The sequence below is a fragment of the Lysinibacillus sp. NPDC093197 genome, from assembly GCF_044754025.1.
Taxonomy (GTDB): domain Bacteria; phylum Bacillota; class Bacilli; order Bacillales_A; family Planococcaceae; genus Lysinibacillus.
Genome location: NZ_JBIVOH010000001.1, coordinates 177,452 through 199,501 on the forward strand (window position 1 = coordinate 177,452; position 22,050 = coordinate 199,501).

The 22,050-nt window shown below is 34.5% G+C and carries 20 protein-coding genes and 2 pseudogenes; 5 read left to right on the forward strand and 17 right to left on the reverse strand.

Features of this window, described 5'->3' with window-relative positions; genetic code table 11:
• Positions 1-125 precede the first annotated feature (125 nt).
• Complete coding sequence (locus ACIP9G_RS00875; RefSeq protein ID WP_401016682.1) at positions 126-977, reverse strand: aldo/keto reductase; 852 nt, start codon at positions 975-977, stop codon at positions 126-128.
• A gap of 75 nt (positions 978-1,052) precedes the next feature.
• Positions 1,053-1,475, reverse strand: a complete 423-nt coding sequence (locus tag ACIP9G_RS00880) for a MerR family transcriptional regulator (RefSeq protein ID WP_401016684.1) — start codon at positions 1,473-1,475, stop codon at positions 1,053-1,055.
• Positions 1,476-2,069: 594 nt separating this feature from the next.
• On the opposite strand from ACIP9G_RS00880, the gene ACIP9G_RS00885 reads away from it, so the two are divergent.
• Positions 2,070-2,345, forward strand: a complete 276-nt coding sequence (locus ACIP9G_RS00885) for a YqhV family protein (protein ID WP_340824655.1) — start codon at positions 2,070-2,072, stop codon at positions 2,343-2,345.
• A gap of 142 nt (positions 2,346-2,487) precedes the next feature.
• Here ACIP9G_RS00885 and ACIP9G_RS00890 read toward each other — a convergent pair whose 3' ends face one another.
• Positions 2,488-4,287 (reverse strand): S9 family peptidase, encoded by a 1,800-nt coding sequence (locus ACIP9G_RS00890; protein WP_401016686.1) that lies wholly within the window; start codon positions 4,285-4,287, stop codon positions 2,488-2,490.
• Positions 4,288-4,574: 287 nt separating this feature from the next.
• Between ACIP9G_RS00890 and ACIP9G_RS00895 the strand changes: the two genes are divergently transcribed.
• The gene (locus tag ACIP9G_RS00895) at positions 4,575-4,781 is read left to right on the forward strand and encodes a hypothetical protein (RefSeq protein ID WP_340824651.1); all 207 of its coding nucleotides are present in this window, start codon (positions 4,575-4,577) and stop codon (positions 4,779-4,781) included.
• Between the two features lie 133 nt (positions 4,782-4,914).
• On the opposite strand, the gene ACIP9G_RS00900 is transcribed toward ACIP9G_RS00895, so the two are convergent.
• From ACIP9G_RS00900 to adhP, 9 genes are all read right to left on the reverse strand, one after another.
• Positions 4,915-5,262 carry a hypothetical protein gene (locus ACIP9G_RS00900; protein ID WP_340824650.1) on the reverse strand — a complete coding sequence of 116 codons (348 nt, stop codon included), beginning with the start codon at positions 5,260-5,262 and terminating at the stop codon, positions 4,915-4,917.
• 371 nt (positions 5,263-5,633) lie between these two features.
• A complete protein-coding gene (locus ACIP9G_RS00905) occupies positions 5,634-6,026 on the reverse strand; it encodes a hypothetical protein (protein WP_401016689.1) in 393 nt (130 codons plus the stop codon).
• Positions 5,998-7,353, reverse strand: a complete 1,356-nt coding sequence (locus ACIP9G_RS00910; protein WP_401016691.1) for an FAD-dependent oxidoreductase — start codon at positions 7,351-7,353, stop codon at positions 5,998-6,000. Before ACIP9G_RS00910 ends, ACIP9G_RS00905 begins: the two co-directional genes overlap by 29 nt.
• Before the next feature lie 92 nt (positions 7,354-7,445).
• Entirely contained in the window at positions 7,446-8,504 is a 1,059-nt protein-coding gene (gene arsB / locus ACIP9G_RS00915) for an ACR3 family arsenite efflux transporter (RefSeq protein WP_401016693.1), read from the reverse strand.
• Positions 8,497-8,823, reverse strand: a complete 327-nt coding sequence (locus tag ACIP9G_RS00920) for an ArsR/SmtB family transcription factor (RefSeq protein ID WP_340824636.1) — start codon at positions 8,821-8,823, stop codon at positions 8,497-8,499. Before ACIP9G_RS00920 ends, arsB begins: the two co-directional genes overlap by 8 nt.
• A 576-nt stretch (positions 8,824-9,399) precedes the next feature.
• Positions 9,400-9,900: a hypothetical protein gene (locus ACIP9G_RS00925; RefSeq protein ID WP_401016696.1), complete on the reverse strand. Its 501-nt coding sequence runs from the start codon at positions 9,898-9,900 to the stop codon at positions 9,400-9,402.
• A gap of 218 nt (positions 9,901-10,118) precedes the next feature.
• On the reverse strand, positions 10,119-10,460 hold the full coding sequence (locus tag ACIP9G_RS00930) for a DUF2812 domain-containing protein (protein ID WP_401016698.1): 342 nt from the start codon (positions 10,458-10,460) through the stop codon (positions 10,119-10,121).
• On the reverse strand, positions 10,453-10,773 hold the full coding sequence (locus ACIP9G_RS00935; protein ID WP_401016699.1) for a PadR family transcriptional regulator: 321 nt from the start codon (positions 10,771-10,773) through the stop codon (positions 10,453-10,455). The genes ACIP9G_RS00930 and ACIP9G_RS00935 overlap by 8 nt, the downstream gene beginning before the upstream one ends.
• 373 nt (positions 10,774-11,146) lie before the next feature.
• Positions 11,147-12,163, reverse strand: a complete 1,017-nt coding sequence (gene adhP / locus ACIP9G_RS00940) for an alcohol dehydrogenase AdhP (RefSeq protein WP_340824626.1) — start codon at positions 12,161-12,163, stop codon at positions 11,147-11,149.
• Between the two features lie 313 nt (positions 12,164-12,476).
• Here adhP and ACIP9G_RS00945 point away from each other — a divergent pair, with 313 nt between their 5' ends.
• The gene (locus tag ACIP9G_RS00945; RefSeq protein WP_340824624.1) at positions 12,477-12,707 is read left to right on the forward strand and encodes a gamma-type small acid-soluble spore protein; all 231 of its coding nucleotides are present in this window, start codon (positions 12,477-12,479) and stop codon (positions 12,705-12,707) included.
• Between the two features lie 439 nt (positions 12,708-13,146).
• Here ACIP9G_RS00945 and ACIP9G_RS00950 read toward each other — a convergent pair whose 3' ends face one another.
• The 5 genes and pseudogenes from ACIP9G_RS00950 to ACIP9G_RS00970 form a co-directional block, all read right to left on the reverse strand.
• Positions 13,147-13,356 carry a hypothetical protein gene (locus tag ACIP9G_RS00950; RefSeq protein WP_401016701.1) on the reverse strand — a complete coding sequence of 70 codons (210 nt, stop codon included), beginning with the start codon at positions 13,354-13,356 and terminating at the stop codon, positions 13,147-13,149.
• Between the two features lie 236 nt (positions 13,357-13,592).
• Positions 13,593-14,090, reverse strand: a pseudogene (locus tag ACIP9G_RS00955) (DinB family protein).
• Between the two features lie 140 nt (positions 14,091-14,230).
• Positions 14,231-14,365, reverse strand: a pseudogene (locus ACIP9G_RS00960) (glycosyl transferase family 2); the annotation flags it as partial.
• 296 nt (positions 14,366-14,661) lie between these two features.
• The gene (locus ACIP9G_RS00965; RefSeq protein ID WP_340824619.1) at positions 14,662-15,810 is read right to left on the reverse strand and encodes an MFS transporter; all 1,149 of its coding nucleotides are present in this window, start codon (positions 15,808-15,810) and stop codon (positions 14,662-14,664) included.
• Positions 15,811-16,078: 268 nt separating this feature from the next.
• On the reverse strand, positions 16,079-18,058 hold the full coding sequence (locus ACIP9G_RS00970; RefSeq protein ID WP_401016703.1) for a Na+/H+ antiporter: 1,980 nt from the start codon (positions 18,056-18,058) through the stop codon (positions 16,079-16,081).
• Between the two features lie 662 nt (positions 18,059-18,720).
• Here ACIP9G_RS00970 and ACIP9G_RS00975 point away from each other — a divergent pair.
• Both ACIP9G_RS00975 and ACIP9G_RS00980 read left to right on the forward strand, forming a co-directional pair.
• Positions 18,721-19,938: a polysaccharide deacetylase family protein gene (locus ACIP9G_RS00975; protein WP_340824616.1), complete on the forward strand. Its 1,218-nt coding sequence runs from the start codon at positions 18,721-18,723 to the stop codon at positions 19,936-19,938.
• Between the two features lie 78 nt (positions 19,939-20,016).
• On the forward strand, positions 20,017-21,807 hold the full coding sequence (locus tag ACIP9G_RS00980) for a DUF4127 family protein (protein WP_401016707.1): 1,791 nt from the start codon (positions 20,017-20,019) through the stop codon (positions 21,805-21,807).
• The last annotated feature ends 243 nt before the right edge of the window (positions 21,808-22,050 follow it).

Sequence of the window (22,050 nt, forward strand, 5' to 3'; positions counted from 1 at the left end):
TTAATTAAAAACTTCATGCAAAATGGCATTTATTGTAATCAAAAAGAACTCATTTTGAAAAAAAAGATTAATCAAAATGGGTTCTTTTTTTTAGTTATTTGTGATGGCCAATAATGTAAAGAATATTAAACATTGATTTTTCGGCTTGCCATCCAGCGAATCATTTCAGGATCAGCATGAGAGAAAAATTGGCTTTCTCCTTCGTTTAATGTCGCGATATCTTTCTTGTCTTCCTCAGTTAATTCAAAATCAAATACATTAATATTTTCTACAATTCGCTCTGGTTTAACCGATTTTGCTAAAACAATAATATCTTGTTCAACTAACCAGCGAGTGATTACTTGTGCAACTGATTTGCCGTATTTTTCACCAATTTTAACTAAAATAGGATTATTGAAAATGTCGTTTTTCCCCTCAGCAAATGGCGCCCATGCTTCAGGCATTATGCCTTCTGCTTTTAACGCATCAATATTTTTCACTTGCTGCTGAAAAGGATTGATTTCAATTTGGTTGACTTGCGGAGTTACTTTGTTAAATTCAGCTAAATCAACAGCTCTATCTACCGCAAAATTTGAAATACCAATCGCACGAACTTTCCCTGACTCCTGAAGTTCTTCCATTGCACGCCAGGCGCCATAAACATCATTATATGGTTGGTGAATCAATAATAAATCAACATAGTCTAAGGCTAAACGATTCAAAGAACGCTCAAATGATGACTTGACACCATCAGAGCTGACATTTTCTACCCATATTTTTGTAGTGATAAATAGTTCTTCACGCGAAACGCCAGAACTAGCAATTCCACGTCCTACAGCTTCTTCATTCATATAGCTTTGCGCGGTATCGATATGACGGTAGCCAGCCTTGATAGCTTCTTTTACCGAAGTTTCCGCTTGCATAGGGTCAGTAATTTGAAATGTCCCAAATCCTAAAATTGGTATCTCTACTCCATTGTTTAATTTAACAGTTTGCATCAAAATTCCTCCAAACAACTATTTTTGATTACATTGTTAACTATAAACTTTGGAGTTGACTCCATAGCAAGCGATTTAATCACTTTTTCTCTCCCATAGTTTTTCCACGTTTTCGGAATTCATTTCTCCAGTCTTAAATTTAGCGATGTGTTCATCATAAGTTTCAATTTTATAGACCAGTAAATCTCGTACTTGATTCATTTTAGCTAATTTTTCGTCCAACTCTTTCAATTGATCCCTCAATATTTGTTTTTGAGCTTCTTCAACATTTTGCATTTCTCGAAATTGAGCCAAAGTCGCAAACTCGATTAAAGACTCAATTGACAGCCCAGCATTACGAAGATTTTTAGCTAAATAAATCCAGTTCAAATCACTCGTAGTATAATCGCGATAGCCGTTCTCATTACGATGAACAGACGGAATAACGCCAACTCTTTCATAGTAACGTAAAGTATCCACTGTTAATTCAAACATTTCAGCAGCTTGTTTAATATTCATAACTATTCACCTCGTATAATTTGTATATTCAGTTTAAATTATAAACCTTGGAGTAAACACCAAGGAAAGATATATATACTCACAATCAGTAACATGACTTGAAGTGAAAATTTTAGAACACGTTTTTTATGTAAAATTTTGCACTATTGAAAGTAATAAATCGTATTTTTAAGCTCCCAAATGTAACCCTTCAGATTTAGCGTCACCACGAACGCCTTATGCCTTTGCTAATAAGCTCGGTTTAATACTTGCACTCGATAGATTGCAGACATGCCCGGCACACGAAAAAAGTTGATAAGGAGAAATACTCCTTATCAACTTTTTAGCTGTTGCAAAAATAGCTGAAAATATAATTTTCGAAAACATATTTTTTGTTCAATTGATATACTTGTAGGTCTTCATCACTTTAAAATCCCCATAAATCTTTAGGTTTTATTATATGTATTTTTAAAAGCAGAAAATGGATATATAAAACTGATTCTATTTGATTAGAATCATACATATATTGATGTTAATATTTCATTAAAACAGAAGTCTATAATTATTTCTAATGATGGAATTAAAATATAAGCGAAAATTACTTATAAAGATAGGATGATGGCGATTATTGAAAAATCTATTCTTGCTATGGTTATTTTACGCGTATTATCTGGGAGTATTGAAGTAAGTGCTGGATTTTTAATGCTAAAGTATAATAGTTTAGAAAAAGCTTTCTATATTAATACAATGCTTGCATTGGTTGGTCCAACAGTTTTAATCGTAACGACTGCAATTGCATTATTTGGACTAGCTGATAAAATTCCTGTGACGAGAATCATTTGCCTATTTACTGGAATTACACTTATACTTATTAGCTCACATATTAAGTAATAATAAACTTCAATTGAGACTAGGTCCTACGATTGTAGAACCTAGTCTTTTTCATTAACTTCCAACCATTACTTAAAGAAAGATTTTTTAAATCTCATTGTATCTTCTCAGTCGAGGATTCTTTTTTCCAATGAACGCATCATTACGCTTTCACTTTAGATTCAACGAATTGATTCAAAAATGAGAGGATTTTTTGATAAACAGCAATTTCATTTTCTTTTTTAGAGAACCCATGTCCTTCGTCTTCAAGAAGCATGTACTCGACATCACGACCTTTTTCTTTTAAAGCTTGCACGATTTGATCAGATTCCTCTTTCACAACACGTGGATCATTCGCTCCTTGGATAACTAGCATTGGTTTCACCATAGTTTCTAGATACGTTAATGGTGAGTATTCAATAAGTTTTTGCTTGTCTCTTTCAGGGTTTCCTACCCATTGATTCATAACTGGCTTCCAGTCTTCAGGAACCGAGTTGATAAATGAGAACAAATCAGATGGACCAAATATATCCACTACGGCTTTGAAATAATCAGCATGTCTACCGTGAAGCAATAACGCCATGTAACCTCCATAACTTCCCCCCATCAATAAAATATTGCCTTTTTCCGCGTATCCATTTTCTATGAGCCAGTCGAGTCCAGCTACATTATCAAGACGTGGACCGTGTCCCCAATCTCCTTCTACCATTTTCATGAAAGCCAATCCATAGCCTGTAGAACCACGGAAATTTGGAGCAAAGATGCTATACCCATGATTTAAAAAGAATTGGAAGGAAGCTCTAAAAAATTTACGCTCTGCAGCTTGCGGACCACCATGTGGCCAAAAGATGATTTCACCATTATCATTTTCCTTTTTAGCTTTGAAAAATAAGGACTCTATTTCAAGTCCATCAAAGGAAGAATAAGTGATCACATCTGGTTCAACTAATTCGCTTTGATCTACACCTGGAACTGTGTATTCCGTTAAAGATGTCCAACCATTTTCCTTCAGTTGATAAATATTATGCGGCTTTGTAGCTCCTCTTCCTAATAAATACAAATTACCGGATTTTGTGACTATCAGTTTTTCAATGACACTGCATGGTGAATCTAGTTCTTCCCAATTATCCGAAAGCAAATCATGCATGTATAAATGATCTTCTACTCCTTTTTCACTGATTAAATACAGGCAATGATTTTCTTTGTTATATTTCAACGTAGTAAAGCTTTCATTCTCTAAATCTTTCAATTTTACAAACTCATTTGTCTCTAAATTATACGAAGCCAAATACGTAAAATCAGCATCGTAATTCGTTAATAAATAGATGAGCTCATCGGATACAAAAACTGCGTCACTGACCGTATGTTGCTGATCTGTTAGCGGTGTTAGAAGAATATGTTCCTCTCCTCGTTTGGCGTATAGGAGTGTATACGTATTAGCAAAATGTTTATAGTAGAGGGCTACCTCTTCATTCGGACTAAAATCGAGTAAAAAAGTGGGTGCATCTTTTCCGACAAGAACGGTTTCTTCCTCATCAGTCACCAAGTTATAGACATATGCATTTAAATACGTTGGATTGTCTTTCGAAGAAGTATAATAAAGCTTGGTCCCATCTTCTGATAAAATTGGTCCAACATTGCGAGTTCCTTCTTCATAAATTATTTTCTTCATTGTCCCACCTTGAAGTGGAAGTCCATAAAATTGCGTATTTTCGTCCCCATTATGGTCAAAACCAGCAATGATGAATCGCCCTTGTTTATCATAGAGAAGGCCATGACAGCTTTGGTCAATAAAAGTAAGCTGCGTCGGGAACGTATTTGGTAAATTCATGGCCCATAAATTATACTTGCCACTTAAATTTGTACTGAAAACTAGTTGTTTTTCATCTGGACTAACCGCAAAATCACCAATCGAAAATGTTCGTAAAAACTGTTCTACATCTGGTTTAGAAAAAGATATCATAATGAAACCTCCTACTTTTTTTAATTGCGTGAAAAGTCTATCTATTTATAAAATACCATTATTACTCTTTAATGTATAATAAGATATAATTAATGCTCCTACATCTTCATATATGTATGTATCTTTTAAGTTATGAACTAAAAGATATACTTTGTTGTTTTACTCTTATGAAATTCTAATTTTTTTCGCCTTATTATTTAATTTTACGTTTCTAATATGAGGACATAAGCAAATTAGTTCAGGGAATACTAAAAATTCAACAAAAAAGAAGAAAGGAGATTGTCATTATGCTACAAAATTTTGAGGTAATTACACCGTTGTTTGAAGGTCACATTCACGAACGTTTTCAATTTAAAATAAACATTGAGGGGAATGACTATAGAGGAATCTTTCATGATAATGAAGTTCAATGGTTTCAACCACAACCTCATAGTAAAATTAACAAAGATCAACTTAAATCCATTGAAGCTCACGTTCACAATTTGATGAGTTAACGTTTATTACACTATCAAGCGTGGCTATCTATTAGCTGCGTTTTTTATGCAAATTTATTGCTATGCGGAGAGCATAAAAGAAATCAATAAATAGCAAAAAGCATAAGCATGTTACGCCTACGCTTTTTTAAACTTAATGTTCAGCCATCGATATTCTTTTGCAAGCTATTTTTGCTGCGGTAGTTCCAACCCCAGCCTCAAGTGCTGCATCTACCGATTCTCCCCAAGAACCACTGCTAGCCTTTATTTCGTTCCCTGCTGTCAAAACTCCCTCTGCTACACTTTCAACACATTCATAATAGTCTGGATTAGGTTTATTATCAAGGTACTGTGCAGCTAGGTCGTCTGCTTTCTTTTGTATTGAAAGTCGTGCTTGTTCAGCTAATGAACTAAAAACACTCTCAGCTTGCCCACCAAAATGTACAATTCCGTCGTTAATGTCTCGAGCAGTACGAGGTATTTCTCCCATTTCAGATGACATATTTAGTCCTCCCAATCCTTGAAATTTGAACTTTTTAAGTTCACAAATATTTTATCCCACTGCGATTGTTCTTATCCATCAACTACTATTTCTTATTGAAATATAACAAGTTTGTCTCGTTTTTTTTGAATGTGAATTTGGACAAGAATTTAATGCCTTTTCGGTTGTCCGTAGATTCATGTCAGCGTTTATTTGCAGAATTTTAATTTCATGCTTAATTTTAACAATAATAACAACGCGATAAAACGCATCGAGATTCAGTTCTACGTACTCTTACCCATCTCAATCGCTCTCACAGCGCGAAATAAATGCTTTCTATGAGCAATAAAACGTTAAAAAGACTTGAAGAAATCACTTGAGCTCTTCTATTATCATCGTTCTAAAACTATACAATATTGTTCTTTATATTTTCCATCGTTCCAATTGTATATTTGTACCAGATGATTTAGAGGTAGTTCTTCATAGTAACATCTAGTGTACGGTATTTTTATTTCATTCTCGTCATGACCAATCCATACTCTCCAAAGTTCTACTATTTGTCCTTTTTTAATATTTTCTTTGAGGTACGCCAGTAATTGCTTTGCTCTCAATTCTGAATAGATAAAATTTACTTCATAAATGAATGGATAACTTGTATATCCACTTACATCATAGTAAGCGTCCTTTTTAATGACTAATTCATTTAAGTCATCCTCATTTGCAACACACTGTAAACTTTTGCTAACAGTCGATTCATTAACAACATGTATTTGATTGATTGGCAAGATTAATACTACATACGCCTGTTTCCGGAAGATCCAATTCCACACGTTTAGATGCTTCCTCATCGCCAGATAAGTAAGATGTTATTGAACGGACTTGTTCATAGCCCGTTGCCATTAAAAATGTTGGTGCGCGGCCATAGCTTTTTGCACCGACAATATAGAAGCCTTTTTCTGGTTGTCTTAGTATTTCTTCTCCATGTGCTCTTACTGTTCCACAACTATGCTCATTAGGGTCAATTAGTGGTGCTAATGCTTGCACACTTTCAGTGGCTGAATCAATAGATAGGCGCAGTTCACTGTTTATTGAAAAATTAGGTCGATTACCTGTATTGACAATAAGCTCATCGAATCCTGTTAATACGTTCTGTTTACCTTTTAAAGTACCAATAATATTAATTTTTTCTTCTTTTTTAACCTGAGAAATATAGAAAGGTGTTACTACCTCAACTTTACCTGTATCTACTAATTCATGAATACGGAAACCGAGTGCGCCTCGTGCTGCTAATGCATCTTTCTCTTCGCCACCATAAGCGTCTTCTACAGAATTTTTTCGCAAAATCCATACTAACTTTGTTGAAGGATTTTCTTTTTGTAATTCTGCAAGTGTCAATAACGTATTGATCGCTGAATGACCACCGCCAATAACAGCAATCTTCTTATTGGCATATCTCTTACAATTCGATTTTATATCTGGAATACTATACTCAATGTGATTTGCTAATGCTTTTTCATTTTGTAGCCATATTCCTGTAGAATTTGCTGGGTTTGGATTGCCCCAAGTACCTGTCGCATCTATGACAGCTCTCGCCTCTATGACCTTGATGTCGTTCTCTTTTTCAACATAAACATTAAAGGATTGATTTACTCGGTCTTTTGTCTTCATCTTGTCATTAAATTGTCGTGAAATCCCTACTACTTTTGCGTTTAATTGAATATTCGGCTTAATTTGTCCTAACTCTGCCAAAGGTTTTAAATACAGATCAATTAATTCATGTCCCGTAGGTAACTTATCTAAATTAGGTTGTACCCAATCAGAATGCTCTAATAAAGCTTTTGCAGCTTTATTGATGTTATATCGCCATGGAGAAAATAACGTAACATGCCCCCAACTACGAATATTATGTGCTATTTCCTGTCCTGCCTCTAATAAAATAAATGATTGCTTTTGTTCTACTAGATGAGCTGCTGTAGCTAAACCAATTGGGCCTGCGCCAATTATTACAATGGGTAAAATATTATTGGATTTATTTATGCCTTTTTGTACCTCCATATCGGTAGCAGGCGTACAACAAGATCCACTTTGATTGATTACTTTTATTGATTTCATAAATAACTTCTCCTCTTTTATTATTATATAAGCATTTCCTTATATAAATAGCATAGATATACATTTATTTAAAAGTTTATAAGGATTGCTCCTTATAATTTATTAGTTTTAAAGTATTTTTGTTGCCAACGTAAGGCAACCCAAACAAGTCCTATAAGAACAGGTACTTCTACAAGTGGACCAATAACAGCAGCGAATGCCACCCCACTATGAAGGCCAAACACGCCAACTGCTACGGCGATAGCTAACTCAAAATTGTTACTAGCGGCTGTAAAAGACAAAGCTGCTGTAACAGGATAAGATGCGCCAACTTTACGTGAAGAGAAAAATGAAACAGCAAACATCACAATAAAGTATATAAATAACGGAATTGCGATACGAACTACATCAAGTGGCAATTCGACTAATTGCTCACCCTTTAGGGCAAACATCATCACTATCGTGAACAGCAGTGCAATTAAAGTCAGTGGTGAAATCTTCGGTAAGAACTTTTCTTCATACCACTGTTTCCCTTTCGTCTTAATCCCTATCCAACGAGAGAAGAACCCTGCTGCAAATGGAATGCCTAAATAAATAAGTACGCTCTTTGTAATCTCCCACATGGAAATGGAGACATGGAAATTCTCTAAACCAAACCAGCCAGGTAATACATTTAAGAAAAAGTAAGCAAATATTGAATATGTTAAAATTTGAAAGATAGAGTTAAAGGCAACTAGACCAGCTACATATTCACGGTCTCCACGTGCTAAATCATTCCATACAATGACCATGGCAATACAACGAGCTAAACCAATCATAATGAGTCCAGCCATATATTCTGGATAATCATGAAGAAAGATAATAGCTAAAAAGAACATTAAAAAAGGTCCGAGCAACCAGTTTTGAAAAAGTGATAGTAAAAGAACCTTCCAATCCTTAAATACTCGCCACATTTCTTCATACTTAACTTTCGCTAAAGGCGGATACATCATGACAATTAACCCTATAGCAATCGGTACCGATGTTGTACCGATAGACATGGACTCTAGTGCTTCACCAATATTGGGCATCGTAATACTCAATAAAACACCAATACCCATCGCAATAAATATCCAAAGGGTAAGGTAACGATCTAGAAAAGAAAGCTGTTTGGTTAAAGATTCATTACTCATTATCAGTTCCCCCTACATGGCTACAATCTGTGCTACAGTTGCAGCCGTTTAAAGGCTGAATTTGTTCTAAAATGCCCTTCATTAATGGCGTTTGTTCCTCTACTAAACGGTAATGTTTCCAAGTCCCTACTTTTCGTTCCGTAATAATGCCTGCCTCCTTTAATTTGCGTAGATGCTGACTAACTGCTGGCTGTGATATGCCTAAAACATCCACAAAATCACATACACATACCTCCCCATTTTTCATACATGCAAGTAATTTAATACGGTTCAAATCAGCTGCTGCTTTTAATTGTTTTTCAATTAGTGTGTTTTCCAATTATCTGCACCCCTTACATAATCATTTGCTTATATATTAGTTTAAATTAAATCACCTCGTTAAAAAAAGGTGATTTATCCGTATATAACTATATACTTATATTATGATTTAATGTTTTGATATGCAATAGATATTTACTCAATTTGAAAATTTCTTTTGAGAACGCCTTTAGTTTAATAAGTTCGAAAAAGTAAAGAAAATGTGCAAATGGGGCGTGGCAAATCAAATATGAAAAGTGACATGTGGTTTAAATTCAAGATTGCGGACAAACAAAGAGTGCTGAGTTGGGCTATTCCTTATTTGATCTTGCCAAGCTAGACGCGGTCTATACTGAGTTAGCACTAACCAGAGCGTATGTAAGCGAACTTGCCGATTGAGGATGTTGTCCATGTATGAAATGCTTGAGAATATGGAAATGAAGCTAGAGAGTAATAAAAGGCTTAGAAAAATCTGCTAAGCCTTTTTGAAGATTTCATCAAACTAACTTGTTTGACGTTACTTTAGAACCGCATTTGCTAATGCTAGAGCTATGACCAGATTGAGTTTGAATCTGTCTACTACAAGTCGAATTAATTTTTATTCTGATATTAAATGAATCTTCTCTATTAGATTTTCTATTATTGAATTTATTTCTGCATATCCATAGTAACGAACATATATAACGGCTTTACCATTAGAAGCAAACACTTCTTTTGAAGCCCCTTCCTCATGAACAATCAATAGATCTAATTGTGGATGATTTATTTCAACAAAATCTTCATGACTATCTCCATACCTATATCTTTTTATTAAATCAGCGATCAGATTATCCGTTAGAGCCGATATGCTCAACTGATAAACCTTCGTATGAATACTTGGTGAATATTCACCACTCCCGTCTTCCCACATTTCTCCGGGAACGATCCCACTTTCATCTGTATCATATTGCACCGGTGCTAATGGACCCCAATTATATGTATATCGGTTTTCCCAATCAACACCATCTCTCATATATGAAGTTTCTCCTCGAATTAATGCAGGATTTTTCTCGATATCTGCTAATCTGACAATGGGTAAATCTACATTTTCTTTGGGCAATGTTTTCGTCTCCCCTTTTACAAGCTGTAACAATGGAAGTATTGCACTCAATCCAATAACTACTGTAATGAGGAAAGCTAAAGTTGAATTTAATCGGTAGTGCTTTTTCCAAGGGGCATGATGATCAATCGGTTTTCCTTCAATAAGATTTTTTCGCAAAGCACGAATGGAAAAAGCTGCTTGTAGCGCATTATAGGTCGTATATCCGATAAAGGCGGTTACAATAGTTTGTTGAATAGCGATTGCTCAGCGGGATCTGTATGTAGTTCTGGTGCGTTGAGTTCAACGGGTGAAGAATATACGTGAAAAAAATTATAGCTTGTTACATAATCCCATCCACTTTCCTCATACATCTGTATTTGTTCTGGCGTAATCTTCTTATTTATGGATACATCTATTCTGAACCTCATTTTTTTCGGTTCACCTTTACCAAAATGGGCGAAATGTAACCCCATCTTTTTTAGATGGAACCCCATTGCTGCCATGTCTGAAAACCAAGATTCATGTTCACCGATGCGCCAATAATCACTAGGTCGAAGTTTACGGACGATTTTATTCATGCTCATCACCTTCCTCTAAAATGGGGCTATCTTTTATCAACGCTTTTAATCGACTGTACTCGAAACGCAGCGCTTGCTCTCCTTCTGTTGTAATTTGATAGGTCTTCCTTCTGCCATCATCTTCCGCTAATGAAATAAGACCGTCTTTTTGCATTCGGGAGAGTACACCGTAAAGTGTCCCCGGTCCCATTTTTAATCGGCCATTCGAAACTTCTGTAATGGAATGCATTAGCTGATACCCGTGGTTAGGGCGCATTAATGCTAGTAATACATAATACATTGCTTCTGTCATCGGTCCCCCATTATATGCCATCGGTTACAAACCTTCTTTCATTCTATAAACTATTATGTTATACGATATATCGTATAACATAATAGTACTTAATGGTATATCTAATGTAAATAAATATAAATAGTTTTTACGTGGTAAATTGTCGTGAAAAAATTACATGTTAGATAATTTGATAAAGAACTAACAGCCTAATGTATTTTTCTCGATTTCAACTAAACATAAAATATTAGTATCACGATTTTTATATGACAAAGGTATATATTTTAAGTAAACGAAATTATTTGGTGTGTAGTGTTATCTGATTACAAGCTTACTTACCTTACATAAAATATCCATAACAATAAAAAGACAAGTGTAAATTTAATTTACACTTGTCTTGCAATGAACAATTCATTTATTTTGTAAAGTCAATAACCATGCGGCCTGTAATTTTACCTTGTTCCATTTCTTCCATAATTTCATTAATTTCTTCGATTTTACGTAATGTTACTTTCGGTACTACTTTACCTTCTGCTGCAAATTGGAATGCTTCTTGTAAGTCTTGACGTGTTCCAACTAATGTGCCAATTACTTGAATACCGTCTAGAACTAAACGTGGAATATTCAAATCCATAGTATCTACAGGTAAACCAACAGCGACAACGCGTGCGCCAGCTTTTACAACATCAATCGCTTGGTTGAATGGCGTTTTAGCTACAGCTGTAATTACTGAAGCATCTAAACCTCTACCATTTGTCAGCTCTTTCGCTTTTGCAATTGGGTCTTCATTTAATAAGTTTACGACAACGTCTGCACCTACTTCTTTAGCAAACGCTAACTTATCATCATTTATATCGAATGCAACTACTTTTGCACCGTAAACATTTTTAGCGTATTGGACAGCTAAGTTACCTAGACCGCCAATACCAAATACCCCGATCCATTGCCCAGGACGGATATTTGATACTTTCACAGCTTTGTAAGTTGTAACGCCTGCACAAGTTACAGAAGAAGCGGCTGCTGGATCTAAATTATCAGGGACTTTTACAGCATAATCAGCTGATACGATAACTTGCTCAGCCATAGCGCCATCTACTGTGTAACCTGCATTTTTTACGTCACGACATAGTGTTTCGCGACCTGTCGTGCAGTATTCACAGTGTCCGCAGCTTTCATACATCCAAGCGATTGATACACGGTCACCAACTTTTAGAGAAGTAACGCCTTCAGCTACTTCAATAACTTTACCAATACCTTCGTGTCCTAGAACGATTCCTGTTACATCACCAAAATCAGCATTTTTTACGTGTAAATCTGTATGACATACACCACAAAATTCTGTTTGCACTAATGCTTCACCATGTTTTAATGGTCTAAGTTGTTTCTCTTCCACACTTACACTTTTTTCTTTTGTTACGACTGCTGCTTTCATAATTAATATGCCTCCTTAAAAGTAAGAAATTCATGTTAATTAACAAATGTGCATGCACTTAAATGTGAATTCGCTTCCATTTTAAAAAAGATTTAAAATGAATACAATATATTTAGATAAATTCATAAAAAATAAGTCAAGTTTCCCAAAAAATTGCTATATTTTTATATAAAGTGAAATATCTTATATCTAGATGGTCGTCGTTTAGTTATCAAAGTTACTTTACCTGAATGAGATTTGTTAACCTTTTCTAAAATAAATTAAGGATACTAAATCATCTTCTGTACAGACTAGTTGCAGGAGGTGATTTTCAATGGCTAACAATAATCAATATAAGACAGATGTAAATCATGTAAAACAACAAAATCAACAAGCAGAAGCGAAGAAAAAATATGCTTCTGGTTCAACGAACTCGATGAAATCAATGGATGTGGAATTTGGGACTGAAACGGATGTAAATCATGTGAAACAACAAAATCAACAAGCAGAAACGAACAAAAAATATGCTTCTGGTCGTTATGCAAACGAAAATAATTCAAAATAAGTTTAAGTTCCTAAAACCGCAATTATTTTGCCGGTTTTTTTGAATTATTTCTTCAGTTATTCAAAGCTTTTGAACTACAGACTAAGTTAAAAGGACTGTTAGCATGCACTAATAGTCCTTTTTTAACAACATGTATTTGATTGACAAGATTAATACTACATACGCCTGTTTTTGGTAAATCGAATTTTACATGTTTTGATGCTTCCTCATTGCCTGATAAGTAACAACCCGGTAAGTTAATTCTTATTATTGAACTAACTCAACTCATTAGTTTAATAAAGAATATCTTTTTCACAAATATTATCAACTATCAAAATCTACTCAGTAATAAATATCCAAAAAATCACCTCATCTATAAAGTAACTATAGAAATAAGGTGATTTAAATCAAACTAATAAAAATAACGACAATTATTTTAAAATAAAAATCGGCACTACGTTTAGCGTGATTCCTTTATAGGTTGGCATACTTCACATTTTGTTTGGTTTTTATTTTTAAATTTCGCAAATGTTTTTTCAAAGTTATTACCACATGCACATTTGAATAGTAACTTTTGAGAAAATCCGAGATACTCCGTCGTTAGCAACTTACTTTCCGAATTGTTTTCAACAAATTTTTTAATTTCACCAATCGTCCAACGTTTATTCATTCTCATACACCTCCATACTTTATCGTTCTGCGGAGGCTTCTTTTGGCATCCGTTCAAATAAAAAAGTCTTAATTATCTTAAGCTCCTCATTATAACATGAGCTGACACACAATAAAACAGATGAAAGGTATCTAATTATACTAAATTCAACGCTATTAACCCCCTTACTACATCAATAAGGGGGTGTATTTATTTTTATTTTTGACTACCTTTTATTGAATAGCTATTCTACAAATTCATTGGGCTTCCTCGTCTGCTGAAGGGCCGTAGAAACCTGGCACCGGAATATCGAGTAGGCGTAAGTATACCCCAAGCTGCGCACGATGGTGGACCATATGGCTTATACCAAAGGTCCGGAACGAAATCGCTCTTGGCTCTCGTTGGATGATATAATCACCATGGCGCAGTGTCCATTCTTCGCCAAGCGTTTTATCGTCGCATTCGGACAGTAACTTTTCAAGCTTGCCGACGTTCATATCAAACTCATCCAGAATGTCAGAGCGTTTTTCTAAAGCCTCTCGCCGTAGCGGTACTGTAGCAAGATCAAAGTCCTGGTACTGAAATATTGCAATTTGCTAATTTAATAGGTTGATCAGGTGTGTGGCTAGCCCGCCGAGCGTCATCGATTTTTCGTGTGGCCGCCATGACATATGCTCCTCGGGCAAGCGTTCCAAAATGCGACGCGTAGAAGTTAGTTCTTGTGTTACGTCGCCGATAATTAAATGTTTAACCATTTATTCCTCTCCTCCTTTATCGTTAGGTATAACAATCTGCCAGACTTATTTCTTTTGATAACTTCAACAAAAAAAGCGTTAATCCTTCTTCGATTAACGTGCCAATTTATTTATATAGATTTTATACAAGCTGTTCCCTTTTATCTGTCTTGATTTTCATAATATGCTTCATCCGCATATTTTTGGTCTGTTCCTTTAAGATAGGCTAGAATCATTTTCGGACGTCTAAGTAAAACCCAGTCGCCATGTTTATCAAACTTTCTGCTGGAAATTAGGGCGGGTATGACGATGGAAATTTTTAAATCCTCTTTATTCTTAGCTTATGAAGTGTTCATACAATCTCCCCCACAATTAAATATTAGCTTTCTAATTCAAAATATATTCAATTGTAAAAGTGAAATGTCTGCTTAAACTAAAGTGCACAATTAGCTTATTCCATAAAAAATAAAACTAGCCTCCATTTTTAGGGGACTAGTTTTAATTTAACCTATTTATGATTACATTCTTTTTTTCTTGCCAGTATTGTACAAAAAATTGACTGTATATAGTATTTTTGATTAACCTACTCCAATTACCCTAATTTTCTTTGCATTTTAAAGGTTATTATAGAGATGACTATTGCGATGCAAGTAATTGTACCACCGATTATTGCATTTAATTCAACATAATATGAGTCTATAATAGTTCCACCTATTGTGGAGCCTATAGCCATCCCAATATGAGCACCAGAATTATTTAAGCTTTGATGGATATCGGATGTAGAAGATGCAGAAGAAACGATATAGCTTTGAATAGCAGGTTGCAGTGACCAACTTAGCAAACTCCATAATAATATTGCCCCAATGAATAGAACAACGGAAAATTTCAGTAGTGGTATCGCAATAATAGTTATTGTAAATAAGGACAATACTGAAATAATAGTCCGTTTTGCACTAATACGATCTGTAAAATAACCACCTAATAAACTTCCAAATATCGAGAATAAACCAATGATTAAATACATAAGGCTAAGAGATTTCTCTGATAGATTTAGTGTTGACTGTAGAAATGGTGTTAAATAAGCATATAGAGTCATGTGACCCGTGAAAAACACGATAGAGATTGAATGAATAAGTAAAATTTTTCTATCCTTTATCGCTTTTACTTGTGCTTTCAAAGGCAATTTCTTATTTGGCTCAATTTTTCCCAATGCGAAAAATACTATTAACATAAGCAACAATGTCAAAATGGCAATAAATAAAAATGGTGCTCGCCAACCTAATTCGCTTCCCAACCATAAACTAAACGGAACTCCAAAAACGAGAGAAGCACTAACCCCCATTAATACAAGGCCAATTGCTCTTGCCGTATGCGAATCATCGCTTATTTGAGAAGCGATTGTGATGCACAAGGAAACAAGGAGCGACGCGCACATAGCAGATAAAATTCTTGCTGCCATAAGGAAAACATACAAATCACTCAACACAATTATCATATTCGTCACAAAGAAAATGAACAAGACAATTAGAAATAACCTTTTGCGCTCCATCTTTGAGGTTAAAGACAATAAAATGGGACCTGATATTGCAAAACTTAACGAAAACATTGAGATTAACAATCCTACTTGGCCATATGAAATATTCAAATCTTCAGCTATAAGTGGAAGCAATCCTCCAATAACTAATTCAACTAGACCTACTATAAAAGTAATAATCGCAAGTAGGTAAATTCTTTTATCCATCTTCTCACTCCTAAATAAAATAAAAAATGCAGCGCTCCTAAGATGCTAGGAGGCGCTGCATTTAAACATTTTCTTTGTTAATTCGCTAACATGACGTCCATAGTCATGTCGCCTTATGCAATTATTTAATATAAATAATATAATCAATCATTTCACTTTACAAGCAAAAATTTTCACTTTCACAGTTTTTTGATTTTGATAATAGCTGGTGTTGTAACTTGAATACAACTATTTATTCCGAAGAAGAATGAACCTATGCATTCACGTTCTACTCTTCTTCTTCAAGTAAAATAACACTTTCTAGATTAATAACAAATCTTCTTAATTCTTTTGCCACTTCATTATTAATATTTCCAGCTTGATACCATTCATTTATAAGGCTTCGTTGTGTTTCAATTGCTATTAAAGCTAAGTATTCTTTTAGTTCCTCCTGTTTGGAAGAATCCAATTTATTAGTAGCATATTGTGGGTGACGATAGTACATCGCCACTTTTTGCGCAATATCTAAAGAATGTTCATTCGTTTCTTGCACATGCCTTACAATTGAAGATGATACATAATCCGTTAAATCTTTTTTTACATTATTTATTTGTTCTACAATATCGATAGGTAGTTTGCTCAACTTGCGTTCATGTGAAAAATTACGCAAACGACGTTTTAATAAAGTAAATGAACGGTTATTCAACATATCTTTTCTTTCTTTAAGAATATAGTTTATTTCATGTTGGATTGTTTGATTAAATCCGTGCTCAGTCATATATTGATGTGTATAAAATATTTCTAATTCCATCCCAACTTTCCTAGCTTCCAGTATTTTTTGCTTGTAAGTTTGAAGTACTGCCTCTGATTGTTCTAGCTCAATATTTAATAGCATGGCGTTATATTGATTTATTAAACTTAAAGCAACTGGAGCATTTTCCTCATCTGTTTCAAGTTGAATACTTTGAATTGCATGTTCAATCATCTTTCGTTTTTCATTCATTAAATTGGATTGTTGTGGTGCTTCCTGCTTGTTTAAAAAAGGTAAAAATAAAGTAGCCATTACCAAGGTAAATAAAATGACACCAGCAGCTAAGAAGAGAAGTAATTGCCGCTCAGGAAATAGTTCCCCTTGATTGGTTAGTAACGGTATCGATAAAATCCCTACCATCGTGATTGTTCCTCGAACCCCAACAAGTGTTGTCACGATATGATCTTTAAATGTTAAAGTATCTTCACTTTTAAATAGTTTTTTATCCAGTAGATCGAAAAACATCGTCCAAATAAAGCGGATACCTAACACCAGAAAACCAATAACCAATACATATAAAATGAGCACACTATTGTTAATTTCTTCACTGACGAGTATAAGTTTTGTTGCAGTAGGTAGCATCAATCCTAGTAAAATAAAAATAATTCCATTTAATGTGAATGTTAACATTGACCAAAAATGCTGTGTTACTAAATGTTCCTGTGCAATAATACTTACTGCTTTTTCTTTAATAATGGTTGCAATAATTCCTCCTGCAACGACAGCTATAACACCCGATGCGTGAAATACTTCTTCGGATAGAAAAAATAAAATAAAGGGTGCTAGTACTTGTAGCAGTACGTAAAATGTTACATCTATAATTCCTATGCGCCGTAATTGGAGGCGTATCCAAAACAGAAATAATGCACCGAATATCCCAATAAGTGCGCCTACAAAGAACATATACATAAAGTCAATTGTTGCTGATTTCATTGAAAAATACCCTGTTACAATTGCTGCAACAGCATATTTAAACGCAATTAACCCCGATGCATCGTTAATTAAAGATTCGCCACGAACCAAATTCATTATATGGTCTGGAATGTGGACTCTTTTGGCGATACCATTTACCGCGACTGGGTCAGTTGGCGATAAAATAGCCATTAATGCAAATGCAGCAGCTAAAGGTATTGAAGGAATCATCCAGTGCACAAATAGACCACCAATGATAGTAGTTAATAATACTAAAACAATTGCGTTACCTAAAATAGGTAACCTCATTTTCCATAATTGTTCACGAGGAAAATGTGCCCCATCATAATAAAGTAACGGAGCAATAAACAATAGTAAAAACCATTCTGATTCAATCTCAAAGGTGAAATCTTTTGTTACTAAAGCAACGACAATGCCAACTGCTATTTGAATAAGAGCAATTGGAATGAAAGGAATATAATGTGCGAGCACATTTGTAACTAATAATAAAACGAGTAGAAATAATATTGAGATTAAAATTTCCATGTACGGTCCCCTTTTTGTAAAGCATTCTGTATTATAATTTTCAAATCCAAGCAAATTAGAATGGATTAATTTCCCCTTCACTTATAAACTACCCAAATTTGTTCTTCTCTACTGCAGTAAATGCTTTTTCAACAGTTAGCTTTTGTTAAATGACTGTAATTTACACTCATTTTTCCAATCACAAAGTTTATAGGCATCGATAAAGCCGTTTCCTTAAAGGGAAGCGGCTTTTTTGCAATAAACTGAACTTCAGCTTTGAAGAGGTTTGGACTTATGTACAATTTTGATATGCAAATAATTAGCATTAATCCCTGCTCATTTTATTAGACGACAATTTATTAGTTTCATTCGAAATTACTGAATACAACTATATAAGGAAAAATGGTAGTTTATTTAAAATGAGGTAATTTCTATAAGTAACAAAAAAATAGTGAAATATAAATTATAATATAATAATATTAATATAGTTCTTATTAACAGTAGTACTAATAACCCCCTTTCTTGGGTGTAATAGGAGTGAAGAAAAAGGATTTCGGTTTGGCTTTCACCTTTAACGGGTATATGCCAGCGAGATAGGAAATTATGGATAAAAAAGGAGTGTACTACAAATAATGCCGAAAAATCTTTTGAAAACTAATGATTTCCAAAAAGGGATTAAAGGAATGAGTAAAAAAATCTTTTCTTCTTCTCTTGCTTTAGCGATTAGTTTTGGTGTTTTAGGATCTACAGAAAAAGCTTTTGCAGGAACTGCTTCTTCTCCAGATGTTTATGTAAATGGTAAACAAATTACTTTTACATCCGATTCTGCACCAGAGCTTTTAAATGGAACAACTATGGTTCCAATTTCGCAAATTATCCCCTCTATGGGGGCAACAGTTGTATATAACGGGACAACAAAGGAAAGTACAATTACAGATAATGATGGAACAGTTATTAAAGTAATTGTTGGAAGTAAAACAGCTTACAAAAATGGTGTTCCATTTACACTGCCACAAGCCCCTTATATAAAAGGTGGGAGAACAATGGTTCCAACTAGAACGTTCTCTCAAGGTTTTAATAATACAGAAGTGAATTGGGATGGTTCACCTAACTATGTTGTAGGTATTGTGCATGATACTTTTAAATTTCCGATTATTATGTATCACAGCATTAGTTCAACTGCACCTACTGGAACTGGTTCTGGAGCAGAGATGCCGACTTCACAATTTGCAGAGCAAATTGCTGCCTTAAAAAATGCAGGGTTTGATGGTATTTCGTTTGATGAGTATTTGACATATAAAACTACTGGCAATTTACCTTCAGGGGTTGATAAGCCAATTATTATTACATTTGATGATGGCTATGAAAATAACTACACAGAAGCTTTCCCAATACTTCAACAGTATGGGATGAAAGCAACAATGTTTGTCGTTTCAAGTCAAATGGGACAAACTCCTGGTTCTTTAAAGCATTTTGATTGGAATCAAGCTCAAATGATGAAAAATTCTGGTCTAATTGATATCCAAAGCCATACACATGATCTTCACAAAAAGCATGATGGAGTTACTGGTCCCGCTAGTCAAAGTTTACTTTCAGCACCGTACTACAATGAAACACAAACACAATATGAAGCTCGTATTAAAGCAGATTTACAAGCCTCCTATAATGCTATTAAAAACAACATAGGGATTGGAAATACGCAAACACTTGCTTATCCATACGGTCAGACTAATGCAACTGTTGAGAAAGTAGCTTTAGAAGTAGGGTTTGATTTAGCACCTACCGTTAAATTTGGCGTAGCCTTTAAAGATTCTCCTAGACACCAACTCGACCGAATCACAGCTAATGAAGGGCAATCAGGCTCATCATTACTAGCTGAAATTGATCAATATTCATATTAAACTACTGGATTATAAAACTAGGGATTGGTTTATATCAGTCCTTAGTTTCTATAATAAAATAACTAAGGAGAGTTGATTTTGAAAAAAAATAAAATGAAAAAGATTATGGTTTCCGTTTTAGCAGCAGGACTCATATTGTCCAGTCTTCCTTTCTCAAAGGCTGAAGCAGCTATTCCAGAAGTAGCTAATCCAAACAAAACAGTTATGCTTGTGCCTTTGGACGACAGACCTATGAACACAGATACCGTTAAAAAGGCAGCAGCCGCGGCTGGTATTAAATTAATCATGCCACCTAAAAACATTATTGCTACTAATTTACAAGAAGACTATACAGGTACAGGGTCACATGGCGGTGATGCTTCTGCTGTTATTCAATGGATTAAAGATAATGACCATTTAGCAGACGGATTTATCTTTTCGGCTGACATGATTCATTCTGGTGGTTTAGTTGAATCTAGAAGCTTTTCACCAGCGTACTCAACTGCTCAAGGGACTTCTAATTTAAATATTATTGATGAAATTGATAAAGCTTTCCCTAACAAGCCTATTTATGTTTTTGATTCTGTAATGCGTTTTGCGTCCACGCTAGAATACGAGGGTTTGACACAGAAAGATTATGACAATTTACGTATACTTGGGAAAATTCCTCGCAATCTTAATTCTTCAAGCCACGCCAATGTTAAAGCTAACTATGATATTGCTTATGTTAAAGATAACCCAGCTGGTGGTGGAAAAATTCAATTTACTAATCTTTCTGAAGCAACAAAATCTAAATATTATGCAGCTAGAGCTAGAAAGTTCGATTTAAACAAAATAGTCGTTGACAAAACATCTGCTGGTAAAATTGATTATGCCGTTTTCGGTGTAGATGATTCAAATCCATTGGAAAATACAATTCAAACTAATGAGATTAATTGGCTTACATGGCAACAAAATAACGTCTTAGGGATCGCTAAATCAAGAATTGTATCTGATATTGACGGTATTTCTCTAAACTTATTAGCTCGTATGACGAAAGAGCTTTACAATCAGCCATCTTTAAAATACTATGTTGAATATTTTGGAACAGACGGCAAAACAACGGTCATTAAGGATGAATACGGTTATGAAAATGTACACGCTACTTTAAAGAAACAAATTGAAATTAGTGGTGGTACTTATGTAACCGATAAAAATTCAGCTGATGTCAGTCTTCTAGTTTTAAGTCCTGCATCCATTTATCGCGGTGCGTTAGTTTCTGCTTTTGAAAGCAATATGGTAAACAGTATACCTACAGTTGTGTTGGATTTTTATAGTGATCATGCTGATAGTTATATAATGAGCAACATATTAGCGGGAACAAATGCCTCTCGTATGCTTGCGTATTCTGCCTGGAATACATTAGGAAATCGTATGGGTATTGCTTTAGGTACTGCAGGCTCAAGGATGAATTTTATGAAATATGAAACAGATCCTACTAAACTGAGAGATGCTTCAAAAGCTTTTGCTTCTTTGTCAATTGATCGAATTATCGAAGATTATGGTTACAAGGCGAATCGACAAGAAAATGTTAAAAAAGAAATTGTTAATACGTACAAAGGTAATGTTTGGAATATGAAAAGTGGTGTGCCTGAACAATCTAGTACAATGTCATCTTCTCAAATAAAAGCTATTGATAATTACCTGCTAACTCAAATGCAAGCTGCACAAAATGAGGTTGTTAAATCTTTTTCTGGCAGACGTGTTATCGAAAAAATGAATGGGCCTAGAAGCTTAGGTCTAGTATTCTTTAATTCTGCTCCTACATTAACTGATTCAGATGTAAGTCTTCCTTGGAACCGTTACTTTGAAGCCCAAATAGACACTGGCGCATCTAATTTATACGATTAAATACAATCAGAGCGTTCCTACATTGTTGTGTAGTAACGCTCTTTTAAAATAAAATCATTTTCTTCATGGATTGTTATCCATTAAGAAAATGATGACGTTTTGCTATATTCTTCTTTTGATAGACTTCAAATGCAATAAAAATAATTAGTGCAAAGACAAGCGTAAGTAACCCGGACGAAACATTTGAATTTGGAATATACACTTCCCAAAATGAATTGACCAAAGCATGAAATATAATACAGA

Excerpts from the sequence above, each read along its gene's own strand:
- ACIP9G_RS00875 (WP_401016682.1), bottom strand. The coding sequence starts at position 977 with ATGCAAACTGTTAAATTAAACAATGGAGTAGAGATACCAATTTTAGGA.
- ACIP9G_RS00880 (WP_401016684.1), bottom strand. The coding sequence starts at position 1,475 with ATGAATATTAAACAAGCTGCTGAAATGTTTGAATTAACAGTGGATACT.
- ACIP9G_RS00885 (WP_340824655.1), top strand. The coding sequence starts at position 2,070 with ATGATGGCGATTATTGAAAAATCTATTCTTGCTATGGTTATTTTACGC.
- ACIP9G_RS00890 (WP_401016686.1), bottom strand. The coding sequence starts at position 4,287 with ATGATATCTTTTTCTAAACCAGATGTAGAACAGTTTTTACGAACATTT.
- ACIP9G_RS00895 (WP_340824651.1), top strand. The coding sequence starts at position 4,575 with ATGCTACAAAATTTTGAGGTAATTACACCGTTGTTTGAAGGTCACATT.
- ACIP9G_RS00900 (WP_340824650.1), bottom strand. The coding sequence starts at position 5,262 with ATGTCATCTGAAATGGGAGAAATACCTCGTACTGCTCGAGACATTAAC.
- ACIP9G_RS00910 (WP_401016691.1), bottom strand. The coding sequence starts at position 7,353 with ATGAAATCAATAAAAGTAATCAATCAAAGTGGATCTTGTTGTACGCCT.
- arsB (WP_401016693.1), bottom strand. The coding sequence starts at position 8,504 with ATGAGTAATGAATCTTTAACCAAACAGCTTTCTTTTCTAGATCGTTAC.
- ACIP9G_RS00930 (WP_401016698.1), bottom strand. The coding sequence starts at position 10,460 with ATGAATAAAATCGTCCGTAAACTTCGACCTAGTGATTATTGGCGCATC.
- ACIP9G_RS00935 (WP_401016699.1), bottom strand. The coding sequence starts at position 10,773 with ATGGCATATAATGGGGGACCGATGACAGAAGCAATGTATTATGTATTA.
- adhP (WP_340824626.1), bottom strand. The coding sequence starts at position 12,163 with ATGAAAGCAGCAGTCGTAACAAAAGAAAAAAGTGTAAGTGTGGAAGAG.
- ACIP9G_RS00945 (WP_340824624.1), top strand. The coding sequence starts at position 12,477 with ATGGCTAACAATAATCAATATAAGACAGATGTAAATCATGTAAAACAA.
- ACIP9G_RS00950 (WP_401016701.1), bottom strand. The coding sequence starts at position 13,356 with ATGAATAAACGTTGGACGATTGGTGAAATTAAAAAATTTGTTGAAAAC.
- ACIP9G_RS00965 (WP_340824619.1), bottom strand. The coding sequence starts at position 15,810 with ATGGATAAAAGAATTTACCTACTTGCGATTATTACTTTTATAGTAGGT.
- ACIP9G_RS00970 (WP_401016703.1), bottom strand. The coding sequence starts at position 18,058 with ATGGAAATTTTAATCTCAATATTATTTCTACTCGTTTTATTATTAGTT.
- ACIP9G_RS00975 (WP_340824616.1), top strand. The coding sequence starts at position 18,721 with ATGAGTAAAAAAATCTTTTCTTCTTCTCTTGCTTTAGCGATTAGTTTT.